Origin of the sequence: Streptomyces sp. NBC_00557 (assembly GCF_036345995.1) — a bacterium.
Lineage (GTDB): Bacteria > Actinomycetota > Actinomycetes > Streptomycetales > Streptomycetaceae > Streptomyces.
Window position 1 is genome coordinate 664,154 of the sequence record NZ_CP107796.1, and the last position, 23,736, is coordinate 687,889.

The window sequence follows — 23,736 nt, forward strand, 5'->3', positions numbered from 1 at the left end:
GCCGTGCCGTGCGGGTTGCGCGGGGCGAGCGAGGGCCGGGAACCTGGGGGCTGAAACGGACCCGGGAGGTGAAGTGGCCACGGCACACGGCACCACGCCTCCGGCCGGCCTCGGCCGCCGGTGTTTCCTCACCCTGTGCGCGGGTGTCTGCCTCGGCACGGCCGCCTGCACGGCGGCACCGCCGCACCCGCACGCCACGACGGACCCCCGCGGGCGGCTCAGGCCCGAGGCCGAGCGCGACGCCCCCGGCACCGCCGACTGGCGTCTGCTGTCCACCGGCCCGCCGGACGCGGTGGCCGGGTACGCGGACCGGGTGAGCGTCACCCCGGGCGAGCGGTTCGGACTGCATGTGTCGACCACCGCCGCGTCGTTCCGGGTGTCCGCGTTCCGGGTCGGCTGGTACGGCGGCGCACAGGCCCGCCGCGTCTGGACGTCCGAGCGCATACCCGGCCGCGCCCAGCCGGCCCCGCGCGTGCTGCCCGCCACCCGCACCGTGCGAGCCGACTGGCCCGAGACGCTGCCGGTCGACACCTCGGGCTGGCCGGAGGGCGCCTATCTGCTGCGTCTCGAGGCGGACACCGGCCACCAGCGGTACGTTCCGCTGATCGTCCGCTCCACCGACGGCACGGGCCGTACGGTCCTCATGCACGCCCCCGCCACCTGGCAGGCGTACAACCGCTGGGGCGGCAGCAGCCTCTACAACGGCGCGTCCGGGGCGTACGCGACCCGCTCCCTCGCGGTGAGCTTCGACCGTCCCTACGACGGCGAGGGCGCCGGGAAGTTCCAGGTGTACGAGTGGGCGCTGGTGGTGCTGGCCGAGCGCCTCGGCATCCCGCTGGCCTACACGACCGGCATGGACGTGCACCGCGACCCCGGGGTGCTGCGCGGCGCGCACGCCGTCGTGTGCCTGGGGCACGACGAGTACTGGACGCCGCAGCAGCGGGCCCACGTGACGGCCGCCCGGGACGCGGGCACGAACATCGCGTTCCTCGGCGCCAACACCTGTTTCCGCCGGGTCCGGCTGGAGGCCGGGGACGCCGCGGACGACCGTACGGTGGTCTGCTACAAGACCGACTACCGCGCCGACCCCTGCTACGGCACGCACCCGGCCCTGGTCACCACCGACTACCGGCTGCCGCCCGCCCCGGATCCCGAGTCGTCCCTGACCGGCGTGCTCTACGAGGGCTATCCGGTGGACGCGCCCTATGTGGTCCGGGCCGCCGGCCACTGGCTGTACGAGGGCACCGGCGCACGCTCCGGCGACTCCTTCGCGCATCTCGTCGGCGTGGAGTACGACCGGATCACGCCCGGCGCCCCCACGCCCGGCGAGCTGGAGATCGTCGCGCACTCGCCGCTGGTGTGCGGCGGGCGGGCCGGCCACAGCGACTCGGCGTACTACACGGTCCCGAGCGGCGCCGGGGTGTTCGCGACCGGCACCATGCGCTGGGTGGAGGCGCTGGTGGCCGGCACGGGCATGTTCGGGCGCGACCACCGCATGGACGCCCGCACCCGCGCCTTCGTCACCCGCACCACGGAGAACCTGCTGCGGACGTTCGCGCGCGGTCCCGCGGTGCGGCACGCTCCGCCGCCGCGCGCCAACGTCCGCGAGGTGTACGGCGCCTGAGGTCAGGGCAGCGGGGTGCCGCCGGTCGCGTTGAGGATCTCGGCGGTGATGTAGCTCGCCTGCGGGGACGCCAAGTAGACGTAGGCGGGCGCCAGTTCGGCGGGCTGGGCCGGGCGGCCGAGCGGCGCCTGCTTCCCGAACTCCTGCGTGTCCGGCAGCGTCGAGGGGATCAGCGGCGTCCACACCGGTCCCGGCGCCACCGCGTTGACCCGGATGCCGCGCTCGGCGAGCATCTGCGCGAGTCCCTGCGTGAAGGTGACGATGGCGCCCTTGGTCGTCGCGTAGTCCAGCAGATGCGGACTGGGCTTGTACGCCTGCACGGACGTGGAGTTGATGATGCAGCCGCCGGCCGGGATGTGCGGCAGGGCGAACTTGGTGAGCCAGAACATGCCGTACAGGTTCGTCCGGACGACCCGGTCGAACTGCTCGGTGCTGATCGCCTCGATGCCGTCCGGCTGGGACATCTGGTAGGCGGCGTTGTTCACGAGGACGTCGATGCGGCCGAACTCGGCCACCGCCCGCTCGATCAGCGCCCGGCAGTTGTCCTCCTCGCGGATGTCGCAGGAGACGGCGACCGCCTTGCGCCCGGCGTCCTCCACGAGCCGGGACGTCTCGCGGGCGTCCTCCTCCTCGTCGGCGAGGTGGGTGAACAGCACGTCGGCGCCCTCGCGGGCGAAGGCCAGCGCCACCGCCCGCCCGATCCCGGAGTCACCGCCGGTGATCACGGTCTTGCGGCCGTCCAGCCGGCCCGCGCCGCGGTAGGAGTCCTCGCCGTGGTCGGGCGGTGGGTCCATCGGGCCGGTCCAGCCCGGGTGCGGCTGGTCCTGGGACGGGAACTCGGGGCGCGGGTGCTGCGTGACCGGGTTCGGCCGGTCACCGTGCTGGTCCGTCACGGCGGCCTCCTGTGTCTCGGGGGGACGGGACGGCGACCGGGTTCCCGGATCACACGGGCCGAAAAGCCTGTTCAGTCCGACCCCGCGGGCCGTCCTCGCGACCGCAGGTGCTCCCTGCGGGCGTTGTTGTAGACCCGCAGCAGGTGCTTGGCCACGGCACAGGCGGCGCCGTCGGCGTGGCACTGGCGGCACGTGCGCATGTGCTGCTCATAGGTGAGGCGCGCGTTCTCCAGCGCGTCGTTGACAGAGGACATCGGCATTCTCCGGGCACGGCGCGTCCTGGGACGCGCCAAGTTGACTGACTGGTACACCCGGAGAAAAGGTGATCACATTACTGGCGGTAGCGGGAAACCCGCGCGCCCGGACTCCGACAGGACCCCGGTGGGCGGCTGGTCGCCGCCGGCCCCGCGGAGGGCGCGCGCGTGGGTCATGAAGGCGGTCAGGCCGACCTCGAAGGCGCGGTCGGCGCGGCCCTGCTGGCGCTGGTCGGCTACAACGGCATGGAGATCGGCGTCTACGGCCTGCTCGCCACCACCGCCCGCGACACCCTGCACACCCTCGCCGGCGTCGACGTGCCCTGGCTGCCGGTGTCCCTGCTCGGTCTGCTGCTGATCGGGTACGGCGGCTACCGCTCGATCGACTTCGGCGCCAAGGTCCTCGGTGTGCTGCTCGTCTGCGAGACGGGCATACTCGTGCTGCTCGCCGGCGGGGTGCTGCTGAAGGGCGGCGCCCACGGGCTGTCCGCGGCCTCGCTCGCCCCGGGCCATGTGCTCGTGCCGGGCATGGCGGCCGTCCTCGCGTTCGCGTTCGCCGCGTTCACCGGCTTCGAGTCGACCGTCATCTACCGCCGCGAGGCCCGCGACCCCGGCCGCACGGTCCCGCGCGCCACCTATCTGGCCGTCGGATTCCTCGGCCTGTTCTACGCGTTCACCGTCTGGATCGCCGTCCAGGCCTTCGGCGACGACCGGGTGGTGGGCGCGGCCGGCAAGGACCCGGCCGGCCTGTTCTTCACCGCGATCAGCGCCTTCGTGGGCGGCTGGGCCGCCGATCTGATGCACGTCTTCATCGTCACCAGCGTCATCGCCTCCCTCCTCGCCTTCCACAACGCCATCAACCGCTATGTCCTCGCCCTGGCCGAGGAGGGCGTGCTGCCGCGCCGGCTCGGCCGGATCCACCCGCGCCACCGCTCGCCGTACCTCGCCGGTGTCGCCCAGACCGTCCTCGGCGCCGTGGTCGTGCTCGCGTTCCGGGCCGCGCACGCCGACCCGTACCAGCAGCTGCTGCTGTGGGTGAACACCCCGGGCATGATCGGCCTGTTGCTGCTGCAGCTGCTCGCCGCGGTCGCCGTACCGTGCTACTTCCGGCGGGTGCGCCACCAGGAGGGCCGGATCCGCACGGTGGTGGCGCCGGTCCTCGCCACCGTGCTGCTGGCGGCCGCGATCGCGCTGGTCGTGACCCACATCGACCTGTTCACCGGCGCGTCGTCGACCGTGAACGTCCTACTGGTCGTGGTGGCACCGGCCGTCTTCCTGCTCGGCCTGCCGCTGGCCTGGTGGCTGCGCCGCTCCCGCCCGGCCGTCTACGCCCGGTTCGCCACCGAGCCGGGCGGCGCCGCCGGCGCCCCCGGTCCCGACCGCACCACCGCCCCGGCCACGGTCACCGCGCCCGCCGAGTGACTGCGCCATCCCTCGTCCCACAGGAGCCGCCCCGATGCCCGCTGCCGATCTCGTCCTCACCGGCGCCCAGGTCCGCACCCTCGACCCCGGCCGCCCCACCGCCTCCGCCGTCGCCGTGCACGACGGCGCGATCACCGCGGTCGGCGAGGCGGACGACGTACGGGACTGGCGCGGCCCTGGCACCGAGGTCGTCGACCTGTGCGGCGCCCACCTCGTGCCCGGACTCGTCGACGCGCACAGCCATCCGGTGTGGGGGCTGAACATGGCGACGGGCACGGATCTGTCGGGCGTGACCGACCTGGCCGGACTGCGCGCGGCGCTCGCCGGCGCGGAGCGGATCGACGGCTGGGTCGTCGGCTACGGCCTGGACCACAACGCGTTCGGGGGCCGCCCGGTCCACCACGGCCTGATCGCGGACGTGCTCGGCGGCGCCCCGGCCTTCCTGCGCCTGTACGACGGCCACTCCGCCCTCGCCAGTGCCGCCGCGCTGGCCGCCGCCGGGGTGACCGGCCCGCGGGTCTTCGCCCAGCACGCGGAGGTGGTCTGCGACACCTCGGGCCGCCCCACCGGTCATCTGGTCGAGCACGCCGCGATGGACCTGGTGACCGCCGTCGTGCCCCGGCCGTCGTACGCCGAACAGCGGGCGCGGCTGCTGGAGTTGCTGTCCGCGATGGCCGCGACCGGGCTCACCGGGGCGCATGTGATGGACGGCGGCGATCTCGGTCTGGTCGCGGCGGTGGCCGAGGAGACGGTCCTGCCGGTGCGGCTGCGGTTCGCGCCCTGGTGCATGCCGGGCGCCGACGACGACGCGCTGCGCGAGCTGATCGAGGCGCAGGGCAGGGGCGGGCGGCACTGGCTGGTCGGCGGGGTCAAGTTCTTCATGGACGGCACCGTCGAGGGCGGCACCGCCTGGCTGGAGCATCCCGACTGCCACGGTCAGGGCACCGCCGCGTTCTGGCCGGACCCGCACGCCTATGCGGAGGCCGTCCGCACCCTGAACCGGGCCGGTGTACGCACCGCCACGCACGCCATCGGGGACGCGGCCGTCCGGCACGCGCTGGACACCGTGGCCTCTCTGGGACCGAGCGGACACGGCGCCCACCGGATCGAGCACATCGAGACGGCGCCCGACGAACTCCTGCCGCGCTTCGCCGAGTTGGGGGTCGCGGCCTCGTTGCAGCCGCCGCACACCGGGTACACGCGCGCCGACGGCAGCGACGAGTGGTCCCGCAGGCTCGGCGGCGACCGGGCCGCCCGCGCCTGGCGGCTGCGCGATCTGCGGGAGGCCGGCGCCACGCTCGCCCTCGGCTCGGACTGGCCCATCGCCCCCTACGACGTCCGCGCCGTGCTGGCGACGGCCCGCCGGCCGAAGGGCGCCGCGGCGCACCGGCCGGGACTGACGCCGTTGCAGGCGCTGGAGGGCTGCACCAGCCACGCGGCGGCCGCCGCCGGCGAGTCCGCCGTCGCCGGCCGTATCGCCCCGGGCTGCCGGGCCGACCTCACCGCCCTGGCCCTGGACCCGCTGCGGGCACCCGCCGACGAACTCGCCGAGTCCCCGGTACGGCTGACGGTCACCGGGGGGCACGTGGTGCACCGGGACGTGTGAGGGCCCGTCAGCGGCAGCCCGGGAGGCGTGCGCCGCAGGCCGGGACGCGCAACACGCCGCGGCCGTGTACCGCCCGGTCGGCTGGGCGGGGCGGGATACTCGTCGACACTCCGCCCCGTCCGCATCTACGATCGTTCGCGGCATCGCGTGCCGGTCACCGGCCGGGTGAGGCATGGAGGTGCCGGGACATGCCCTGGAGGCATTCCTTTGTCCGTCGAGTTGAACCACACCATCGTCCACGCCCGGGACAACCGGGAGTCCGCCGAGTTCCTCTCCGAACTGCTCGGCCTGGAGATCACCGGGGAGTGGGGCCCGTTCGTCGCGGTGGCCCTCGCCAACGGGGTCACGCTGGACTTCGCCGCCGTCCCCGAGGACCGGATCACCCCGCAGCACTACGCCTTCCTGGTCTCCGAGGAGGTGTTCGACGCCGCGTACGCGAAAATCGTCGACCGCGGCATCGCCCACTGGGCCGACCCGCACCAGAAGCAGCCCGGCACGATCAACCACAACGACGGCGGCCGCGGCGTCTACTTCCTGGATCCGGTGGGCCACGCCATGGAACTGATCACCGTCCCCTACGGCGGATGGCCCGAGTAGGCGACGCGCCTCACCTGCCGAACGCCTCCTTCCGGATGACGTCCAGCATGCCCGGGGTCCCCTCCGTGGTCCGTACGATCGGGTGGCCATGGCCGCGCTCACCCGTGCGGACCGCCGCGCGGCGCCGGCGCCGGGCGGCTGCCCGTGGCGCATCCCTCTTCGTGCCGGTGCGGCGCCGGTACGACGAGGGCGTCCGCCCCGGCCCGTGCGGGTCGGGGCGGACGCCCTTGGTGCCGTGCTCAGACCAGGTCGAACCGGTCCAGGTTCATGACCTTGTCCCACGCGGCGACGAAGTCCTTCACGAACTTCTCCTTCGCGTCGTCGCTGGCGTACACCTCGGCGAGGGCGCGCAGCTCGGAGTTGGAGCCGAAGACGAGGTCGGCGCGGCTGCCGGCCCACTTCAGCTCGCCGGTGACGGCGTCCCGGCCCTCGAACGTGGTCTGGTCCTCGGAGGTCGACTTCCACGTGGTGCCCATGTCGAGCAGGTTGACGAAGAAGTCGTTGGTGAGGACGCCGGGCGTCTTGGTGAAGACGCCGAGCTGCGACTGCTGGTGGTTGGCGCCGAGGACGCGCAGACCGCCGACGAGCACCGTCATCTCGGGGGCGCTCAGGCTCAGCAGGTTCGCCTTGTCGACCAGCAGGTACTCGGCCTGCAGGCGGTTGCCCTTGCCGAGGTAGTTGCGGAAGCCGTCCGCGGTCGGCTCCAGCGCCTCGAAGGACTCGGCGTCGGTGTGCTCCTCGCCGGCGTCCACGCGGCCCGGCGTGAACGGCACCTCCACCGCGAAGCCGCCCTCCTTGGCGGCCTTCTCGACCGCGGCGACACCGCCGAGGACGATCAGGTCGGCCAGGGACACCTTCTTGGCGCCGGAGGAGGCGTTGAAGTCCCGCTGGATGCCCTCCAGGGTGCGCAGCACCTGGGCGAGCTGGTCGGGGTCGTTGACCTCCCAGCCGTTCTGCGGGGCGAGGCGGATGCGGGCGCCGTTGGCGCCGCCGCGCTTGTCGCTGGAGCGGAAGGTGGAGGCGGACGCCCAGGCGGTGGTGACCAGCTGGGACACGCTGAGGCCCGAGTCGAGCAGCTTGGTCTTGAGGGCCGCGATGTCGGCGTCGTCGATCAGCTCGCCCTCGCGCTCCGGCAGCGGGTCCTGCCAGATCAGGGTCTCCTCCGGGACCTCCGGGCCGAGGTACAGGGACTTCGGGCCCATGTCACGGTGGGTGAGCTTGTACCAGGCGCGGGCGAAGGCGTCCGCGAACTCGTCCGGGTTCTCGTAGAAGCGGCGGGAGATCGGCTCGTAGATCGGGTCGAAGCGCAGCGCCAGGTCGGTGGTGAGCATCGTCGGGCGGTGCTTCTTCGACGGGTCGTGCGCGTCGGGGATGATCTCCGGGGCGTCCTTGGCCACCCACTGGTGGGCGCCGGCCGGGCTCTGGGTGAGCTCGTACTCGTACTCGAAGAGGTTCTTGAAGAAGCCGTTGCTCCACTGGGTCGGCGTGGCGGTCCAGGTGACCTCGAGGCCGGAGCCGATGGCGTCCGCGCCCTTGCCGGTGCCGTAGGTGCTCTTCCAGCCGAGGCCCTGCTCCTCCAGGCCGGCGGCCTCGGGGTCGGGACCGACGTGGTCGGCGGGGCCGGCGCCGTGGGTCTTGCCGAAGGTGTGGCCGCCGGCGATCAGCGCGACGGTCTCCTCGTCGTTCATCGCCATGCGGCGGAACGTCTCACGGATGTCGCGGGCCGCGGCCAGCGGGTCCGGGTTGCCGTTGGGGCCCTCGGGGTTGACGTAGATGAGGCCCATCTGGACGGCGCCGAGCGGGTTCTCCAGCTCGCGGTTTCCGGAGTAGCGCTTGTCGTCCAGCCACTGGGTCTCCGGGCCCCAGTAGACGTCCTCCTCCGGCTCCCAGACGTCCTCGCGGCCGCCGCCGAAGCCGAAGGTCTTGAAGCCCATCGACTCCAGCGCCACGTTGCCGGCGAGGATCATCAGGTCGGCCCAGGAGATCTTCTGGCCGTACTTCTTCTTCACCGGCCACAGCAGGCGGCGGGCCTTGTCCAGGTTGACGTTGTCCGGCCAGCTGTTCAGCGGGGCGAACCGCTGCTGGCCGGCGCCGGCGCCGCCGCGGCCGTCGCTGATGCGGTAGGTGCCGGCGCTGTGCCAGGCCATGCGGATGATCAGCGGGCCGTAGTTGCCGAAGTCGGCCGGCCACCAGTCCTGCGACGTGGTGAGCACCTCGGCGATGTCCCGCTTCAGGGCCGGAAGGTCGACGCTCTTGAACGCCTCGGCGTAGTCGAACTCCTCACCGAGCGGGTTCGTCGCAGGCGGGTTCTTGGCGAGGATCTTCAGGTTGAGCCGCTCCGGCCACCACTGGCGGTTGTCACCGCCCTGGGTGGGGTGCAGGGCCCGGTCGTGCGCGACGGGGCAGCCGCCGCTCGCCCCTTCGGCCTTCGCGTCCGTGACGATCGCGTCGTGGTTCTCGGTCATGGCAATCCTTCCGAACTGTGCGGAACTCGGTGCTCAGGAACTGCGGCCGGTGGAACAGTCGGGGCACAGGCCCCAGTACACGACCTCGGCCTCGTCGATGGCGAAGCCGCGGTCGTCGGAGGCGGTCAGGCAGGGCGCCTCGCCGACCGCGCAGTCGACGTCGGCGACGGTCCCGCAGGACCGGCACACGATGTGGTGGTGGTTGTCGCCGACGCGTCCCTCGTACCGGGCCGGGTGGCCGGCCGGCTCGATACGGCGGAGGAGTCCCGCCGCGGTGAGGGCGTGCAGGGCTTCGTAGACGGCTTGCAGGGAGATGTGGCCCACGCGGGCACGGACCCCGGAGGCGATCGCCTCGACGCCGAGGTGGTCGCCCGCCCGGACGGTCTCCAGCAGCGCGACGCGGGCTGCCGTCACGCGCAGGCCGGCACCGCGGAGCTCTTCGGCGGTGGTCGGGGTCGGGGAGGCGGTCATGGGGACGAACCTACCGTCCTAAACACGAGAGATTCAAGAAAACGAACGATGCAATTTTTCTCGGCGTCGCGTCACCCCCCGTCCACCGCCCCGCCACCCGCGAGGCCGGCCGGCGGGTGGGTCCGGGACATGCCCGCATCATGCGGCCCGGGACACGCGACAGCGGTACGGCGAGCCGGACGGTCGTCCCAACGGGTGAGCCGGGGAGGCGGAGGGACAGGTGTGGCGACCACGCCGCGGTCAGGACCGCGCCCGCCTGTATGCGGGTGGGGCACACGGCCTGGTGTATGCGGGTGGGGCGGACGGCCTGGGCGCAGCGGCCGCAGGCCCGCCGTACGGACAGGCGCAGGGACGTCGGGCGGTGGGACACTCGGAGTCCGTGGCCGAGGTGGCCGTCGAGAGGGACGCTGGTGGACCTGGACGCCGTCGCGGACGAGTTGTACGGGCTGCGGCCGGAGGAGTTCGTCGCCGCCCGTGACCGACGTGCCCTGGAGGCCCGCAAGGCCGGTGATCAGGCGCTCGCCAAGGAGATCGGCGCGTTGCGCCGGCCGAGTCTGGCCGCCTGGGTCAGCAATCTGCTCGTACGCCGCCGGCCGGAGGAGGTCCGGCCGCTGCTGGAACTCGGCGAGGAACTGCGCCGGGCCCATCGCGAACTGGACGGCCCGCAGCTGCGCAAGCTCGCCCGCAAGCAGAGCGAGGTGATCGCCGCGCTCGGACGGCAGGCGCGCCGGCTGGCGGCTCAGGCCGGGCGGCCGGTGGGTGAGGGCGTCCAGCGGGAGGTCGAGGAGACGCTGCACGCCGTCCTCGCCGTCCCGGAGGCCGGCCGGGAGTGGGCGGCGGGGCGGCTGGTGAAGCCGCTCAGCTCCACGTTCGGGTTTCCCGAGGCGGACGAGACCCTCCTCGAACGCCGCCCGGTGGTGACGGAAGCGACGACGCGCGGCGAGGCCGCGGAGTCCACCGGCGGACGGAGGGCGGCGAAGAAGCGCGGCGCGGCACGGCAGCGCGTCGACGAGCTGGCGCACCGGCGCCGTCTCAACGAGGCCCGTGAAGCCGCCCGCGCCGCCGAGCGGGATCTGCGCGCCCGCGAGAAGGAGGCCGAGGCGGCCGGGCGGGAGGCGGAGCGGGCCCGCGACCGGGTGGCCGAGGCGGACGAGCGCGTGCGTGCGCTGCGCGCGGAGCTGCATGACGCCGAGGAGGAACAGCGGCGGGCCCGCGCCGACGAGCAAACGGCCCGGGACCAGGCCCGGCAGGCCGACCGTGCCGTACGGGAGGCCCGGCGCCGCGCCCATACGACGGCAGCCGAGGCGGACCGGCTGGCCGCCGGCCCGGGGTCGCGCGGCAGGTGACGGGGGCGCGCGGCGCGGTGTCCCCCTGGCGCCGACGGCCGGGCCGGTGCCCGGCCCGCTCTGCGGAGACGTCCGTGGCGATGCCGCGGCGGTGTCGGGCCGTGCGGTACTGCGGGGCCGGGCCGGTGGCTCCGGCGGCCGCCAGGGAAGCGAGCAGGCGCAGTCCGTCCTCCCGGACTTCCTGACCGACCGCACGGCGCGCTCGCCGTCGCCGTCGCCGTCGCCGTCGCCGTCGCCGGGCATGCACTGCCGGTCCACCCCTGCACAGAAACTCCCTGCCCGCCGCGGAACACGGTTGTGTCGAAGACGGCGGAGTTCCCGCGGCGTCCGGACGGCGCTGGAGAACCCCCTCTCCTCACTCACGGTCGTCTGCGCCGCCGTCGCGACCCTCGTCCACGCCGTGACCATCCACCCCCGCTCGCGCACCTCGCGGCCCACGGTCGCCGCGGAGGACACCCCGGCCGACCGTGTGACAGCCGCTCCGTGAACAGGACGGCGGCACGCCTGGTGGCCGCCGGCGCTCCCGTACGCGGCGAACGCCGAGCGTCAGGGTCGTCCCCCGCCGCATCAACGGTCGCCCCCCGGCGCACGTCCGGCTGGCCGGAGGACCGCGCTGCCGGGAGACTGGCACTGGCGGCCGCGTCCCACGCCCGGCGCACTCCCCGGAGCGGCCGGCCGGCCACCGCGCATGCCGGGATCCCGCGCGCCGGAGCCGGCCTCGGGACGGGAGGCGAGGAGCCATGGCGAGACCGATCTGGACCGGGGTGCTGACCTTCGGGCTGGTCACCCTGCCCGTGGGGCTGTACACCGCCACCGAGGACCACACCGTGCACTTCCACCAGCTCCAGCGCGGCACCTCGGACCGGATCCGCAACAAGCGGGTCAACGAGCGCACCGGCAAGGAGGTCGGCGGCGACCGGATCGTCAAGGGCTACGAGATCGACGAGGGCGAGTACGTCGTCGTGGAGCCGGAGGAGCTGGAGGAGATCGCACCGGGGCGGTCGAAGGTGATCGACCTCGCCGGGTTCGTCGACCTGCGCGAGGTCGAGCCCGTGTACTTCGACCACACGTACTACGTCGGCCCGCGCGGCAAGGAGTACGTGAAGGTGTACGAGCTGATGCGGGCGGCGCTGGACCGCGCGGACAAGGCCGGGATCGCCACGCTCACCATGCGGGGCAAGGAGTACCTGACCGCGCTGCGGGCCCAGCCGCGCGTCCTCGTGCTGCACACCCTGCACTGGGCCGACGAGGTGCGCGATCCCGCCTCCGTGGTGCCGGACCTGCCGGAGCGGCGCCCCGGCAGCGACAGCAGGGAGCTGCGGACGGCCGAGCAGCTGATCGACGCGCTGACCATCGAGTGGAACCCCGACGAGTACCACGACACCTACGAGGAACGCGTCATGAAGCTCGTCGCCGCGAAGCGGAAGGGCGAGGAGGTCGTCGGCGAAGCGGAGCCGCCGGAGGCGACCAACGTCATCGACCTCATGGAGGCGCTCAGCCGCAGCGTGGAGCAGAGCCGGTCCAAGGGTCGCAAGGGCGGCGGCGGGAAAGGGGCCGCCGGCCGGACCCGGGCCGCCGCCGGCACGAAGCGGACGAGCTCCGGCAAGTCCCGGCCCGCTTCCGCCAAGAAGGAACCCGCAGCCAAGAAGGAACCCGCCGGCAAGAAGAAGTCCGCGGGCCGCAAGGCGTCCGAGGACCTGGCGTCCCTGTCGAAGGCGGAGCTGCAGAAGCGGGCGAGCGCCGCAGGTGTGGCGGGCCGGTCGAAGATGACGCGGGACCAGCTCGTCAAGGCGCTTGCGGGCCAGGCGGCTTGACCTTCGGCGGCCGGAACTCGGGCCGGCGGCCCGCTCCTTTCGCGCGACGGCTTCCGTTCCCACTCGGCCCCGTCGGGACGCCGGGTGCCGGCCGCGGGCTGATCAAGGGGTGTGGGGCGTCACTCGTACGGGTGCACCCGGTCCGGCCCTCCGTGGCATACGGAGACGTCTGTCGTTCGGCAGCGAGTGTGATGTTTGCCATGTGACGTGATGGACCAGGGGTGAACGGGCAAGATACCCCTTCATGCCCCACGCCAACCCTCTGCGGCAGGTGATTCGATGACCACGGCGACGCCCCGGACGTTCCGGACGCCGCCCACCCCCACCGGCGACACGACCGCCGGGGATTCACCGGCCTCCGCCAGGCCCTCGCTGCCGTCCCTGACGGGACTGCGGTGGATGGCGGCGCTGCTGGTGTTCGGACTCCACGTGAACAACTTCGGCTACTTCGGAGGCACCGGCGGCCGGCTCGTCTCCTGGGGATTCGGCTCCGGCGCCACCGGAGTGTCGTTCTTCTTCGTGCTGTCCGGCTTCGTCCTGACCTGGTCGGCGCGGCCCCGTGACCGCGTGCTCGCCTTCTGGAGACGGCGCATCGCGCGCATTTACCCGGTGCACCTGGTCACCCTGGTCCTCGCGCTGGTGATGGCGTACACGCTGGCGAACCAGCCGAGGCCGACGCCGAAGCAGGCGCTGTCCAACGCGCTGCTGCTGCACTCCTGGTGGCGCCCCTGGTGGCAGACGCTGAACCCGGTCAGCTGGTCCCTCGCCTGCGAGGCGTTCTTCTACGCCGCCTTTCCGCTGCTGTTCCTGCTGCTGCGCCGGCTCGGGGCGCGCGGTGCGCTCGTGCTCGGCGCGCTGTCGCTGGCGGCGATCCTGGTGCTGGCCCGCGCGGACGCGCATCACTGGTGGAGGTACGCGCTGTACTCGTTCCCGGCGGCGCGGCTGCCCGAGTTCGTCCTCGGCACGGTCACCGCACGGCTGGTGCTGCTCGGCCGGTGGCGGGGGCCGGGTCTGGAGGCCTCGCTCGCCCTGGCGATCATCGGCTACTTCCTCGTCCCGCAGGTCGCGCCCGGCTACTCCGCGACCATGTGCACCATCGCCGGGTTCACGCTGCTCATCCCGGCCGCGGCCACGGCGGACCTGAACGGTCTGCCCTCGCTGTGGCGGCGCCGGCGGCTGGTGCGGCTCGGGGAGCTGTCGTTCGCCTTCTACATGGTCCATCTGCTGGTGATCCGGTCCGCCGCGCCGCTGCTCGGGACGAAGCCGCACTTCGGGCCGCTGGCGGGGATCGCGGTCACCGCGACCGTGTTCACGGTGGCGCTCGGCCTGTCCTGGCTGCTGTACGAGGCGGTGGAGCGCCCGGCGAGACGCCTGCTGCTGCGCCCGCTCCGCCGTCCGGCGACGCAGCCGGACCAGGCGTAGGCCCGCCAGGAGGCACCGGCCGCGGCCGGGGACTGAGCCGGCCGCGGCCTCCTGCGGACGTGCCCGGGAAACCGGACGGAAAAGTGCTTCCGGCTTGAGCCGGGAAGGTCCCGTGCCGGAGCGCTGTGAGCACCGGGAGGGCCTGCCGGCCGGCCGATGAGGGAGAAGTCGGCGCCCCGTTCGTTGCCCTCTCCGCCGCCCACCCGTGGCCTCGGGCCCGGCCCCGCGGCCTGGCGTTGCGCCGCTCCCGCCCCTAGGTTCTGCGCAGTGGGAGAAGGGGGCAGAGGTGGAGCGGGACATCCGCACGGTGGAGGACGTACTGCGGCTCCTGGACGGGCTGTTCGCACCGGAGGCCGACCGCTGGACACCGGGCGCGGGGCAGTGGTGGGACGGCTTCTACGCGGACCGGGACAGACCGGTGCCGTTCTTCGCGGGGAAGCCGGACGAGAACCTGGTGTCGTATCTGGACCGCGGTCTGATCGGCCCGGGGCGGGCCCTCGATCTGGGCTGCGGGCCGGGCCGCAACGCCCTGCACCTGGCCGCGCGGGGTTTCGAGGTGGACGCCGTCGATCTCTCCCCGGCCGCCATCGCCTGGGCCGAGGAGCGCGCGGGGGAGGCCGGGGACACACCGGGTGCGGTGCGGTTCCACTGCGGTGACGCCTTCGCCCTGACCACGGGGAGCACGGCCGGGCTGTGCGGCCCGTACGACCTCGTGTACGACTCCGGCTGCTTCCATCATCTGCCGCCGCACCGCCGCATCAGCCATCTGGCGCTGCTGGAGCGGGTGCTGGCGCCGGGCGGGCACTTCGCGCTGACCTGCTTCGCCGCCGGCCGGATGGGCTCCGAACTGCCCGACGCGGCGTTCTACCGCGAGCCCGGCCTGCACGGCGGCCTCGCCTACACCCCCGAGTCGCTGCGCCGGATCTTCTCCGGTCTTCAGGAGATCGAACTGCGCGGCATGCGGCCGCAGCCGGCGGACTCACCGCTGTTCGGGGAGGACTTCCTCTGGACCGCCCTGTTCCGCCGTCCGGACGGCCGGTGACACGGCCGTGCGCCGGCATCCGGGTGCGGGAGCCGGCGCACGGGCGTCGTCAGTAGTTCACGCAGCTGTTGCCGGTGGCCGGGTTCAGCAGCCCGAGGACGTCGATGGAGTCACCGCACGCGTTCACCGGAATCTTGACCGGTACCTGAATGACGTTGCCGGAGAGGACACCGGGGCTGTTGTAGGCGGCACCGACCGGGTTCGGGTCGGCGGCGAACGCGGTCGCCGAGCCTCCCATGGCAAGGACACCCGCGAGCACGGCCGTTGTGGCGAAACTGCGAAGACGCATGATCTGCCTCACTGATTGACGGTGGGAGTCTTTCATGACAGCCGTACCGCGCGGTGTCCGCCTCTTCACGTACGCCGTCCGGTACCAGCACCGAACGGCGTACGGCAGATTCCCTCCATCGGCCCCTGCCGGCGCCCGCGTCAGGCGGTGGCGGGGAAGCGGTCCCAGACCCGGTGGGAGCCGAGCAGCCGGGTGAGCTGCTGAAGGACCGTGGTGGCGCCGTCGCCGGCGATCACTCCGGGCGCGTCGAGGGGGATGCCGGCCGCCTCCAGCGCGTCCTGTCCGCCCTTGGCGGCGCCGATGGCCTTCCCGTGCCGGTACGCCTCCGCCAGCAGCAGCCCCACCCGGGGGTCGGGGGCGCCGTTCCCGTCGCCGGGCAGTCCCGCCTTGGCGTCCCGGGCGCCGTAGGCGTCGGCGCCGATCCCGGGGGTGCCCGCCACCAGCAGCGCGTCGAACTCGACCGACCGCGCCGTGGCGTAGGTCCGCTGGACGGTGAGCGCGTCCGAGCCGGAGCCCAGGGTGCCGCCCGTCGGTGCCACGACGAGCGGGACCATCCCGCCGTCCAGCACCTCCTGGCGTGCCGCCCGCACTCCGTCGAGGTCGCCGTCGGGACCGGTGACGATGCCGATGATCCGGCCGTCGGTGGGCCAGGTACGGCCCACCTGGGACAGGGCGGGGCTGGGCTGCACGTCGGCCAGGGGCACGGTGGGTTCGGGGGCGGGCAGGCCGAGACCGGCGGCGACGCCCGCGCACAGCTCCGGGTCGATGTTCGCCAGGACCTGCAGTCCCCGTTCCTTGATGGCCTGTTCGTAGCACTTGCCGAGTTCGAAGGTGTAGGCGCCGATGATGTGCTCGCGCTCCACCGGGCTCATGCTGAGCCAGAACCGGCGCGGCTGGCTGAAGTGGTCGTCGAACGACGCTGGCGCCTCCCGGACCTTCGTCGCCTCCGGCACCCGTACCGGTGCCTCGACGTACGCGCCGTCGGCGGCGCCGGCCGTGAACGGGCAGCCGCCGTCGAGGGAGTTGGGGCGGTAGGGGGCCACGCCCCGGTGCACGGCGTCCTGGTGGAAGCCGTCCCGCGTCATGTCGTTGACGGGCGCGTGCGGCCGGTTGACGGGGATCTGCGCGAAGTTGGGGCCGGCCAGCCGGGTGATCTGGGTGTCCAGGTACGAGAAGAGGCGCCCGGCGAGCAGCGGGTCGTCGGTGATGTCGATGCCGGGGACGAGGTGGCCGGGGTGGAAGGCGACCTGCTCGGTCTCGGCGAAGAAGTTCGACGGGTTGCGGTTGAGGGTGAGCAGTCCGATGGGCTGCACGGGGGCCAGTTCCTCGGGGACGATGTTCGTCGGGTCCAGCAGGTCGATGCCCTCGAACGTCTGGTCGGGGGTGTCGGGGAAGGTCTGGATGCCGAACTCCCACTCGGGGTAGGCGCCGGCCTCGATGGCGTCGGCGAGGTCCCGGCGGTGGAAGTCCGGGTCGACGCCGTTGATGATCTGCGCCTCCTCCCACACCAGCGAGTGCACGCCCAGCTTCGGCTTCCAGTGGAACTTCACCAGGGTGGTCCCGCCGTCGGCGTCGACCAGCCGGAAGGTGTGGACGCCGAAGCCCTCCATGGTGCGGAAGGAGCGCGGGATGCCCCGGTCGGACATGTTCCACAGGGTGTGGTGGGTGGCCTCGGTGTGCAGGGTGACGAAGTCCCAGAAGGTGTCGTGGGCGCTCTGGGCCTGCGGGATCTCCCGGTCCGGGTGCGGTTTGGCGGCGTGCACGACGTCCGGGAACTTGATCGCGTCCTGGATGAAGAAGACCGGGATGTTGTTGCCGACCAGGTCGAAGACGCCCTCGCTGGTGTAGAACTTCGTCGCGAAGCCGCGGGTGTCCCGGACGGTGTCGGAGGAGCCCCGGGAGCCGAGCACGGTGGAGAAGCGGACGAACACCGGCGTCTCCACGCCCTCGGCGAGGAAGGCCGCCTTGGTCACGTTCGCGGCCGTGCCGTAGCTGCGGAACACCCCGTGCGCGCCGGCGCCGCGGGCGTGGACCACGCGCTCCGGGATGCGTTCGTGGTCGAAGTGCATGACCTTTTCGCGCAGGTGGTGGTCCTGCAGCAGCACCGGGCCACGCGGTCCCGCCTTCAGCGAGTGATCGGTGTCGTACAGCCGGGTGCCCTGGGCGCTGGTCAGATAGCTTCCGCTCTGCGCCATCCGCGCCTGGTCGGCGCCGGTGGGCTGTCCGGTGGGCGAGACGGTCTCCGGGCCGGTCTGGTCGGGCTTGGGCGGCAGCGGCTCATGGGGATCGGTCGGTTCGGCGGCCGACGGCGCCTCGGGGCCGGGCTTGCCGGGGATGCCCTGCTCCGGACCCGCGCCGTCGCCACGCAGGGAGTCGACCGCCTTGTCCGCCGCTCGCTTGAGGGGATTGCTCTCGCTCATCGCTGCTCTTTCCATCGCTGGTCACGGGGGCGGGCCCGGCACCGGCGAAGCGGGGCGTCCGACGCGCGGTGGCCACGCCCGGGGCATACGGCCGACAAGTGCGAACAGATCAGATGAAAGGGGTCGACGCGGCCCTCGTTCCGAGGTCCCCGGGCCGGGGCGTCCGAAACCGGGAATCAGGAGGATTCCCGGTCGGGGTGAAGTCGGGCCGTCTCCCATCGACTTGCCGGGACGGCAGGGCCCGCCGGACGTGCCGTCCGGACCCGGGGACGTCGCGCAGGGCCAAGTGCCCCCTGCCGAGGGTGTCTTCGTCGGCGGGCCGGCTTCTTGACCCGGGCAGGCGAGGCACGCCCGCCCACACCCGTCAGCCTAGGCGCTGCGCCGGGCGCCCGCAGTTCGGGAGCCCGGCGGCGGGCCCGGTCACTCGTCGCGTCCCGTCACGGGCGGGCGGTGACGCGCAGGGTCTTCAGCGTCGGGTCCGCCGCGTCGGAGATGAGGAAGCCGTGCTCCACTCCGCTGCGCAGGAAGTCCAGCACCTCCGCGGTGATCACCTCGCCCGGTGCCACGACGGGCACGCCGGGCGGATAGGGGCTGATCATCTCGGCGCAGATCCGGCCCACGGCCCGTTCGGCTGGCACCTGTTCGGCGGGCCCGAAGAACGCCTCGCGCGGCAGGACCGCCTGCTCCAGTTCGAGCACCCGGGGCTCGGGCAGCCGCACCGGGGGCTGCCGTTCGATCGACCCGGCGTTCTCCACCAGGGACCGCAGGGCGTCGAGGAGGACCTTCTCGGTCTCGTCGTCGTCCGCGTGGGTGATGGAGGCGCTGATCCGGCAGCTGTCCGAGCCGCCCACGTCGACGTGCCGGTGCGTCCGCAGCCACTCGGCCGCCTGCATGCCGCTGATGCCGAGGTCCCGGACGTCGATGACGATCTTCAGGGGGTCGAACTCGGCCGCCAGCCCCTCCTCGACGACCTCGCCGCCCATGACCCGCAGCCCCGGCAGTTCCCGCAGCTCGGCGCGGATGCGCTCGGCCCGGTGGAAGGCCCTGTCCAGCAGCTCGTGGCCCTGCTCCGCCATCTGCCGCCGCCAGCCGTCCAGGGCGCCGTACACCAGGGAGGAGGCGCTGGTGGTGCCGAGCAGGTCCTCGCGCTGCTTGAGCACGTCCGGGGCCACCCGGTCGTGCTGGAGGTGGAAGACCGAGCTCTGCTCGATGGCACCGCCCATCTTGTGGACGCTGGTGACGACCAGGTCGGCGCCGGCGTCCATGCCCCAGGTCGGCAGGGCCGGGTGGAAGGGCAGATGGGCGCCCCAGGCCTCGTCCACGATGAGCGGTACGTCGTAGGCGTGACAGGCCTCGGCGACGCCCCGGATGTCGGCGCAGGTGCCCCAGTCGGTGGGCGTGATCAGCAGCATGCCCTTGGCGTCGGGGTGCTCGCGCAGCCGGTCGCGTACGTCGTCGGGCTCCGGCGGATGGGCCATGTGCCGTTCGGTGTCGAACTTCGGGTGGACCCAGATCGGCTCCACCCCGTTGATGATCACCGCCGCGATGACGGATTTGTGCGCGTTGCGGGAGAGCAGCAGCTTCTCCCCCGGGCCCGCGACCGCGAGCATCGCGGTCTTCACGGACAGGGAGCTGCCGCAGGTCGAGAAGAAGGCGTGCTCGGCGCCGACCGCGTCGGCCATCAGCTCCTGCGCCTGCTCCAGCACCCCCTGGGACTCCCGGCGGTCGTCCAGGCCGTTGAGGGTCAGCACGTCCGAGCGGAAGACGTCGATGCCGAGGACGTCGGCGACCCGGGGGTCGGCGCCGCGGCCCTGCTTGTGACCGGGCGGTCCGAACACCACGTCGCCGCGGCGCCGGAACTCCTGGAGGGCCTCGAGTACGGGTGCGCGCGAGTGATCCATGCGTGTCCTCTTCTTCCCGCTTGTTCGCCGGCTTCCGCCGGTGCTGCGTGTGCCGTCCCCGCAGGCATGCGGAGGGTGCGGCCCCGTCCGCACGGGCCGCACCCTCCGTGTTGCACCCGGCGCGCGGTCGAAACCCCGCGGGCCGCTGTTCAGCGCCTGATCACGGGAACGACGTCACCTTGGACGGGACGGTGCTCGTGCCCGAGGTGGGCGCGCCGGTGCTGTTGACGACGTGGGCGTACTGGCCGTTGCCGCCGAGGGAGATCACCAGCAGGTCGTGCATCTTGACGCCGCTGGTCACCGGCACCTGGAAGCCGTGGGTCTGGACGATCGACGGGTCGGCGGTGTAGTTGCAGTAGCTGCCGAGCCCCCAGGCCTCGTGGGTGGTGACGGAGTCGGCGACCTTGTAGGCCGCGTAGCCGACGATGCCGTCGTGGGTGATGGCGGCGGCGTTCGGGGCGTCGTACGCCTTCTCGTTCTGGAAGAAGATCGTCCGGCCGCGTTCGCCGTTCCAGTAGACGTCGTACTTGTTGAAGTGTTCGACGAACAGGCCGGTGGCGAGCACGTCGTTGCCGTTGACCCTCAGACCGTAGTCGGCGCGGTTGGTGTCCCAGCCGACGCCGCTGCCGTGGTCGGCGCGCCAGATCCAGGTGTGGTCGACGACGGTGTTGTTGCTGTTCACGACGAGCGAGTTGGTGGCGAGGCCGGGTCCGGCGCCGCCGATGCGGAAGAACACGTCCTGCACGGTGGTGGGGTCGGCGGAGTGGTCGGCTGTGGAGCCGGGCGTGCCGATGCGCAGCAGCGTGTCGGAGTTGACCGGTCCGGCGTCGATGAGGAGCCCGGCGAGCCGGACGCCGTCCACGTCGGCGACGTGCATGGCGTCGATGCCGTTGTCCGGGACCAGGGTGGCGAGGCCGAGGCCGAGGACGACGGTGTCGGGGCGGGTCACCTCGATCGTCCGGTCGAGGTGGTAGATGCCGGGGGTGAACAGGAGGTTGAGGCCCTGGGCGAGGGCCGCGTTGATGGTGGCGGCGGTCGCTCCGGGCTTGACCACGTAGAACCGGTCGAGCGGGAGGGAGGTGCCCGGGGTGTTCGGCCAGGACACGCCCCGGGCGTTGGTGCGCTTGCCGGGGACGAACACCTTGTAGTCGCTGCCGTCCAGGTACAGGAACGGCTTCTCGCGGGAGACCGGCGTGGTGTCCAGGGTGGTGTACGGGCCGCTGTCGAAGTTGGTCGCGGGTGCGCCCTGGACGCCGGAGAACGTCATGTTCCACACGCCGTTGGTCCAGCCGCCGACCGAGCTGTCGCGGGTGTACCACTGCTGCTGGGAGTAGGGGCCGACCGTGCCGTCGATCTTCGAGTCCGCGATGTAGCCGCCGGAGGCCCAGCCGTAGCCGTTCGGGGCGAGGTTGAGGCCGCCCTCGACGTGGATGCGGCGGAAGGGCGCGGCCTGCGCCACGGCCCAGCGGTCGGTGCCGCCCGAGGGCTTGACGGCGAGGTTCTCCGCCGAGCGCCAGAAGTTCTGCGTGGCGTTGCCGTTGAACCAGCCGGCGTCGACGGTGACGTCCCCGTTGATCTGCGTGTCGTCGGGGTTCAGGCCGAGGCCGGAGATGGAGGTGTAGAAGCCGATCTGGGCGTTGATGCCGTTGTAGGTGCCCGGTTTGAGCAGGAACTGGTAGCGGCCGGTGCCGAACTGGGCCGATTCCTGCTGCTTGAAGACGTCGTCGAACTTCTGCTGGAGGTTCGGGGTGGAGGGGTCGACGACGATGACGTTCGGGCCGAGGTCACCGCCGCCCTGGATGGGCCCGGTGCCGCCGGTGGCCGTGGTGTGCACGGCGGCCTCCCACAGGGAGTACCCGTACCCGGTGCCGCGTGCGGTGCCGTAGATCCGGACGTACCGGCCGGAGCCGCTGACGCCGTAGGACGCCGTGCCGCCGGTCGCGCCGGTGACGGTCCTGAGGGTGGTCCAGTTCTGTCCGTCGGTGGAGGACTGCAGCTGGAAGTCCCTGCCGTAGGCGGTCTCCCAGTTCAGGTCGATCGAGCACAGGTCCTTCACCGCGCCGAGGTCGACCTGGAGCCACTGGGGGTCGGAGAACTGGCTGGACCAGCGGGTGGTGGTGTTGCCGTCGAAGGCGGCGGAGGCAGGGGTGCCGGCGTTCTCCGTGGAGGACGCGGTGGCGGGCCTGCCCTGGGCGGCGTTGGCCGTGTCGCAGGTCTGGGCGGCGGCTGCGGCTGCGGCCGGGGTGTGGGCGAGGGGCAGGGTGATCAGCGCGGCCATGGCGGCCAGCGCGACACCCAGGTGTCCTGGTCGTGTGCGGCTTCTCATCTGGCGGCTCCCGGGGAATACGAGACCAACGACCCGGTCTCTGGGCTTAGTTCAGGTTTTGATTTAAGTGGTGAGGCAAGCGGACGGCAAGCCTTCGGGAGCCGAAAACCTCAAGAGCCGCCGGGCCCGGGCCTCAGAACCGCAGCCCGTGTCCCCGGCCGAGCACCAGATGCGGGTCGTGGCGCCGTTTGGCCTCGGCGAAGGCGCCCCAGCGGCGGCCGTAGTGGTCCCGCCAGTCGGCGTCCGTCATGGGCAGCGCGTTGACGGGATAGGCGACCGCGCCCCGGGACCGGGCGAGCCGGTACGCGGCGCGGTTGGCGGCCACCATCGCCGCGACCGTCTCGGGGCGGCCGGGCGGAGCGGTGCGCAACAGGGCGAACAGATACAGGACTTCACCGGACGGACGGCTGAACAGGGGCGCCCGCAGCCGGCTGGACAGCAGCGGGTACAGCAGGACGAGGCCTCGGTCGCGCAGGTCGCGGAAGCCCGGGTCGGCGACGACGGCGCGGACGACGGACTCGGCGCCGTCGTGCGGGAGAAGGAGATTCAGCCAGGGGTGCGGATGCAGCCACTCCCCCGTCTCCCGCAGCACCTCCTCGTCGGTGTCCACACGATGGGCGAACTCGCCGTAGGCCAGGTCCTCCGCCTCCACGGCGGCGGGGTCGTGCGCGAGTCCGTCGAGGAGGGCCGCGTCGTCGGGCGGGCGGCTACCGTCGTGCGGCGCGACGGCCTCGATCATGTAGCGCCGGCCCGCGTCGTCGGCGAGCCGGACCTGCCCCTCCAGATAGGCGAAGCGCTGCTCCTCGGCCAGCCGCCGCTGGTCGGCGAGGCAGCGGGTGAGGCCGGCGTAGTACAGGCAGTAGCGGCGGACGCGGGCGGGGGCGGGGACCAGGCGCAGACGTGCGGACACGATGACGGCGCACTGGCCGAGCCCGGCGAGCACGGCGTGGAACAGGCCGGGGTCCCGGCCGGGAGAGCAGACCCGGTGCTCGCCCGACCCGGTCACCACCTCCAGTTCCAGCACCTGGTCGGCGACCAGGCCGTGCCGGTGGCCGGCGCCGCCGAGTCCGCCCGCCGACAGCACACCGCCGACGGCCGCGCCGAGGTAGTCGGTCAGCACCGGCGGGGTGCGGCCGTACGGCAGGGTGGCGGCCAGCACCTCCCGCCACAGGGCGCCCGCCTCCACGGTGACCTGGTCGTCCGTCACGGCGCCGATCCGGTTCAGCGCCCGCAGGTCCAGCACGATTCCGCCGCCCGCCTGCCCCTGGCCGTACAGCGAGTGGCCGCCTCCGCGCACGCCCACCGGGATGCCGCGGGGTCCGGCGAAGCGCAGCAGCCGCCCGATCTCGGCGGCGGAGCGCGGGCGCAGGACGCCGAGCGGCGTCTCCCGCACGATGTGCCCGAAGTCCTGCGCGCACGCGCCCAGGATCTCCGGGCGGGTGTCCAGGGCGGGGCCGAAGCGGGCGGTGAGCTCGTGGGCCAGGGTCATGCGGGCATCACACCAGACGGCCCGGCGGGCGTCGAGGACGCCGTCAACCGGCCTGGTGCGTCTGGCACTTGACGAGGTCCAGCAGGGCTGCGCGGGTCCCGGCGTGGGCCGCCGCGACGAGGCCGTTCGCACCGCCGAGCACGGGTTCGCCGTGCAGGCCGGTCACCGTGCAGCCGGCCGCCCGGCACAGGGCGGTCCCGGCCGCGAAGTGCACGCTGTCGCGCAGGTCGCCGTCGGTCGCCGCCCGCTCTGCTGGGGAGTCGCTTGGTGCCGGGGTTCCGAAGGGCCGGTCGCACGGAACGATCCGGCCCCGGCGGCCGCCCCGGCAATGGACTCCCGTGCCCCGCCTCTTGCA

17 protein-coding genes and 1 pseudogene are annotated in these 23,736 nt (G+C 73.0%); 8 read left to right on the forward strand and 10 right to left on the reverse strand.

Translation table 11 applies throughout. The features are described from left to right. Window positions 1–73 precede the first annotated feature (73 nt). The gene (locus OG956_RS02325; RefSeq protein WP_443065518.1) at window positions 74–1,624 is read left to right on the forward strand and encodes a N,N-dimethylformamidase beta subunit family domain-containing protein; all 1,551 of its coding nucleotides are present in this window, start codon (window positions 74–76) and stop codon (window positions 1,622–1,624) included. Between the two features lie 2 nt (window positions 1,625–1,626). Here the strand turns inward: OG956_RS02325 and OG956_RS02330 are convergent, their stop codons facing one another. Both OG956_RS02330 and OG956_RS02335 read right to left on the reverse strand, forming a co-directional pair. Then, window positions 1,627–2,517, reverse strand: coding sequence for an SDR family oxidoreductase (locus OG956_RS02330; protein ID WP_330336228.1), 891 nt, complete (start codon window positions 2,515–2,517; stop codon window positions 1,627–1,629). A gap of 71 nt (window positions 2,518–2,588) precedes the next feature. Further along, window positions 2,589–2,771, reverse strand: coding sequence for a hypothetical protein (locus OG956_RS02335; RefSeq protein WP_330336229.1), 183 nt, complete (start codon window positions 2,769–2,771; stop codon window positions 2,589–2,591). 168 nt (window positions 2,772–2,939) lie between these two features. On the opposite strand from OG956_RS02335, the gene OG956_RS02340 reads away from it, so the two are divergent. The 3 genes from OG956_RS02340 (at window position 2,940) to OG956_RS02350 (ending at window position 6,396) form a co-directional block, all read left to right on the forward strand. Beyond that, a complete protein-coding gene (locus OG956_RS02340) occupies window positions 2,940–4,193 on the forward strand; it encodes an APC family permease (RefSeq protein ID WP_330336230.1) in 1,254 nt (417 codons plus the stop codon). Between the two features lie 34 nt (window positions 4,194–4,227). Beyond that, entirely contained in the window at window positions 4,228–5,799 is a 1,572-nt protein-coding gene (locus OG956_RS02345; protein ID WP_330336231.1) for an amidohydrolase, read from the forward strand. A 207-nt stretch (window positions 5,800–6,006) separates the two neighbouring features. Next, window positions 6,007–6,396: a VOC family protein gene (locus OG956_RS02350; protein ID WP_330336232.1), complete on the forward strand. Its 390-nt coding sequence runs from the start codon at window positions 6,007–6,009 to the stop codon at window positions 6,394–6,396. A gap of 239 nt (window positions 6,397–6,635) precedes the next feature. Here the strand turns inward: OG956_RS02350 and katG are convergent, their stop codons facing one another. Together katG and OG956_RS02360 are read right to left on the reverse strand one after the other, a co-directional pair. Then, the gene (gene katG / locus OG956_RS02355; protein ID WP_330336233.1) at window positions 6,636–8,861 is read right to left on the reverse strand and encodes a catalase/peroxidase HPI; all 2,226 of its coding nucleotides are present in this window, start codon (window positions 8,859–8,861) and stop codon (window positions 6,636–6,638) included. Between the two features lie 33 nt (window positions 8,862–8,894). Continuing rightward, on the reverse strand, window positions 8,895–9,332 hold the full coding sequence (locus OG956_RS02360) for a Fur family transcriptional regulator (RefSeq protein WP_330336234.1): 438 nt from the start codon (window positions 9,330–9,332) through the stop codon (window positions 8,895–8,897). A gap of 410 nt (window positions 9,333–9,742) precedes the next feature. Here OG956_RS02360 and OG956_RS02365 point away from each other — a divergent pair, with 410 nt between their 5' ends. The 4 genes from OG956_RS02365 (at window position 9,743) to OG956_RS02380 (ending at window position 14,956) form a co-directional block, all read left to right on the forward strand. Further along, the gene (locus OG956_RS02365) at window positions 9,743–10,678 is read left to right on the forward strand and encodes a hypothetical protein (RefSeq protein WP_330336235.1); all 936 of its coding nucleotides are present in this window, start codon (window positions 9,743–9,745) and stop codon (window positions 10,676–10,678) included. Window positions 10,679–11,418: 740 nt separating this feature from the next. Beyond that, window positions 11,419–12,492 (forward strand): non-homologous end joining protein Ku, encoded by a 1,074-nt coding sequence (gene ku, locus OG956_RS02370; RefSeq protein WP_330336236.1) that lies wholly within the window; start codon window positions 11,419–11,421, stop codon window positions 12,490–12,492. A 279-nt stretch (window positions 12,493–12,771) separates the two neighbouring features. Next, window positions 12,772–13,914 carry an acyltransferase family protein gene (locus OG956_RS02375; protein ID WP_330336237.1) on the forward strand — a complete coding sequence of 381 codons (1,143 nt, stop codon included), beginning with the start codon at window positions 12,772–12,774 and terminating at the stop codon, window positions 13,912–13,914. A gap of 286 nt (window positions 13,915–14,200) precedes the next feature. Continuing rightward, on the forward strand, window positions 14,201–14,956 hold the full coding sequence (locus tag OG956_RS02380; RefSeq protein ID WP_330336238.1) for a class I SAM-dependent methyltransferase: 756 nt from the start codon (window positions 14,201–14,203) through the stop codon (window positions 14,954–14,956). A gap of 49 nt (window positions 14,957–15,005) precedes the next feature. Here the strand turns inward: OG956_RS02380 and OG956_RS02385 are convergent, their stop codons facing one another. The 6 genes and pseudogenes from OG956_RS02385 to OG956_RS02410 all read right to left on the reverse strand — a co-directional run. Next, window positions 15,006–15,245: a chaplin gene (locus tag OG956_RS02385; RefSeq protein WP_330336239.1), complete on the reverse strand. Its 240-nt coding sequence runs from the start codon at window positions 15,243–15,245 to the stop codon at window positions 15,006–15,008. 140 nt (window positions 15,246–15,385) lie between these two features. Beyond that, a complete protein-coding gene (locus OG956_RS02390; protein ID WP_330336240.1) occupies window positions 15,386–17,665 on the reverse strand; it encodes a catalase in 2,280 nt (759 codons plus the stop codon). Window positions 17,666–18,102: 437 nt separating this feature from the next. Further along, window positions 18,103–19,566 (reverse strand): aminotransferase class I/II-fold pyridoxal phosphate-dependent enzyme, encoded by a 1,464-nt coding sequence (locus OG956_RS02395; RefSeq protein ID WP_330336241.1) that lies wholly within the window; start codon window positions 19,564–19,566, stop codon window positions 18,103–18,105. A gap of 160 nt (window positions 19,567–19,726) precedes the next feature. Then, entirely contained in the window at window positions 19,727–21,892 is a 2,166-nt protein-coding gene (locus OG956_RS02400; protein ID WP_330336242.1) for a discoidin domain-containing protein, read from the reverse strand. Window positions 21,893–22,025: 133 nt separating this feature from the next. Further along, window positions 22,026–23,381 (reverse strand): FAD-binding protein, encoded by a 1,356-nt coding sequence (locus OG956_RS02405; RefSeq protein ID WP_330336243.1) that lies wholly within the window; start codon window positions 23,379–23,381, stop codon window positions 22,026–22,028. 43 nt (window positions 23,382–23,424) lie between these two features. Beyond that, a pseudogene (locus OG956_RS02410) lies at window positions 23,425–23,613 on the reverse strand (inositol monophosphatase family protein); the annotation flags it as partial. Between the last annotated feature and the right edge of the window lie 123 nt (window positions 23,614–23,736).

Bases quoted from the DNA above. Each gene is read 5' to 3' on its own strand.
- OG956_RS02335 (WP_330336229.1), bottom strand. From the start codon at position 2,771: ATGTCCTCTGTCAACGACGCGCTGGAGAACGCGCGCCTCACCTATGAG.
- OG956_RS02345 (WP_330336231.1), top strand. From the start codon at position 4,228: ATGCCCGCTGCCGATCTCGTCCTCACCGGCGCCCAGGTCCGCACCCTC.
- katG (WP_330336233.1), bottom strand. From the start codon at position 8,861: ATGACCGAGAACCACGACGCGATCGTCACGGACGCGAAGGCCGAAGGG.
- OG956_RS02360 (WP_330336234.1), bottom strand. From the start codon at position 9,332: ATGACCGCCTCCCCGACCCCGACCACCGCCGAAGAGCTCCGCGGTGCC.
- ku (WP_330336236.1), top strand. From the start codon at position 11,419: ATGGCGAGACCGATCTGGACCGGGGTGCTGACCTTCGGGCTGGTCACC.
- OG956_RS02375 (WP_330336237.1), top strand. From the start codon at position 12,772: ATGACCACGGCGACGCCCCGGACGTTCCGGACGCCGCCCACCCCCACC.
- OG956_RS02385 (WP_330336239.1), bottom strand. From the start codon at position 15,245: ATGCGTCTTCGCAGTTTCGCCACAACGGCCGTGCTCGCGGGTGTCCTT.
- OG956_RS02390 (WP_330336240.1), bottom strand. From the start codon at position 17,665: ATGAGCGAGAGCAATCCCCTCAAGCGAGCGGCGGACAAGGCGGTCGAC.
- OG956_RS02395 (WP_330336241.1), bottom strand. From the start codon at position 19,566: ATGGATCACTCGCGCGCACCCGTACTCGAGGCCCTCCAGGAGTTCCGG.
- OG956_RS02400 (WP_330336242.1), bottom strand. From the start codon at position 21,892: ATGAGAAGCCGCACACGACCAGGACACCTGGGTGTCGCGCTGGCCGCC.
- OG956_RS02405 (WP_330336243.1), bottom strand. From the start codon at position 23,381: ATGACCCTGGCCCACGAGCTCACCGCCCGCTTCGGCCCCGCCCTGGAC.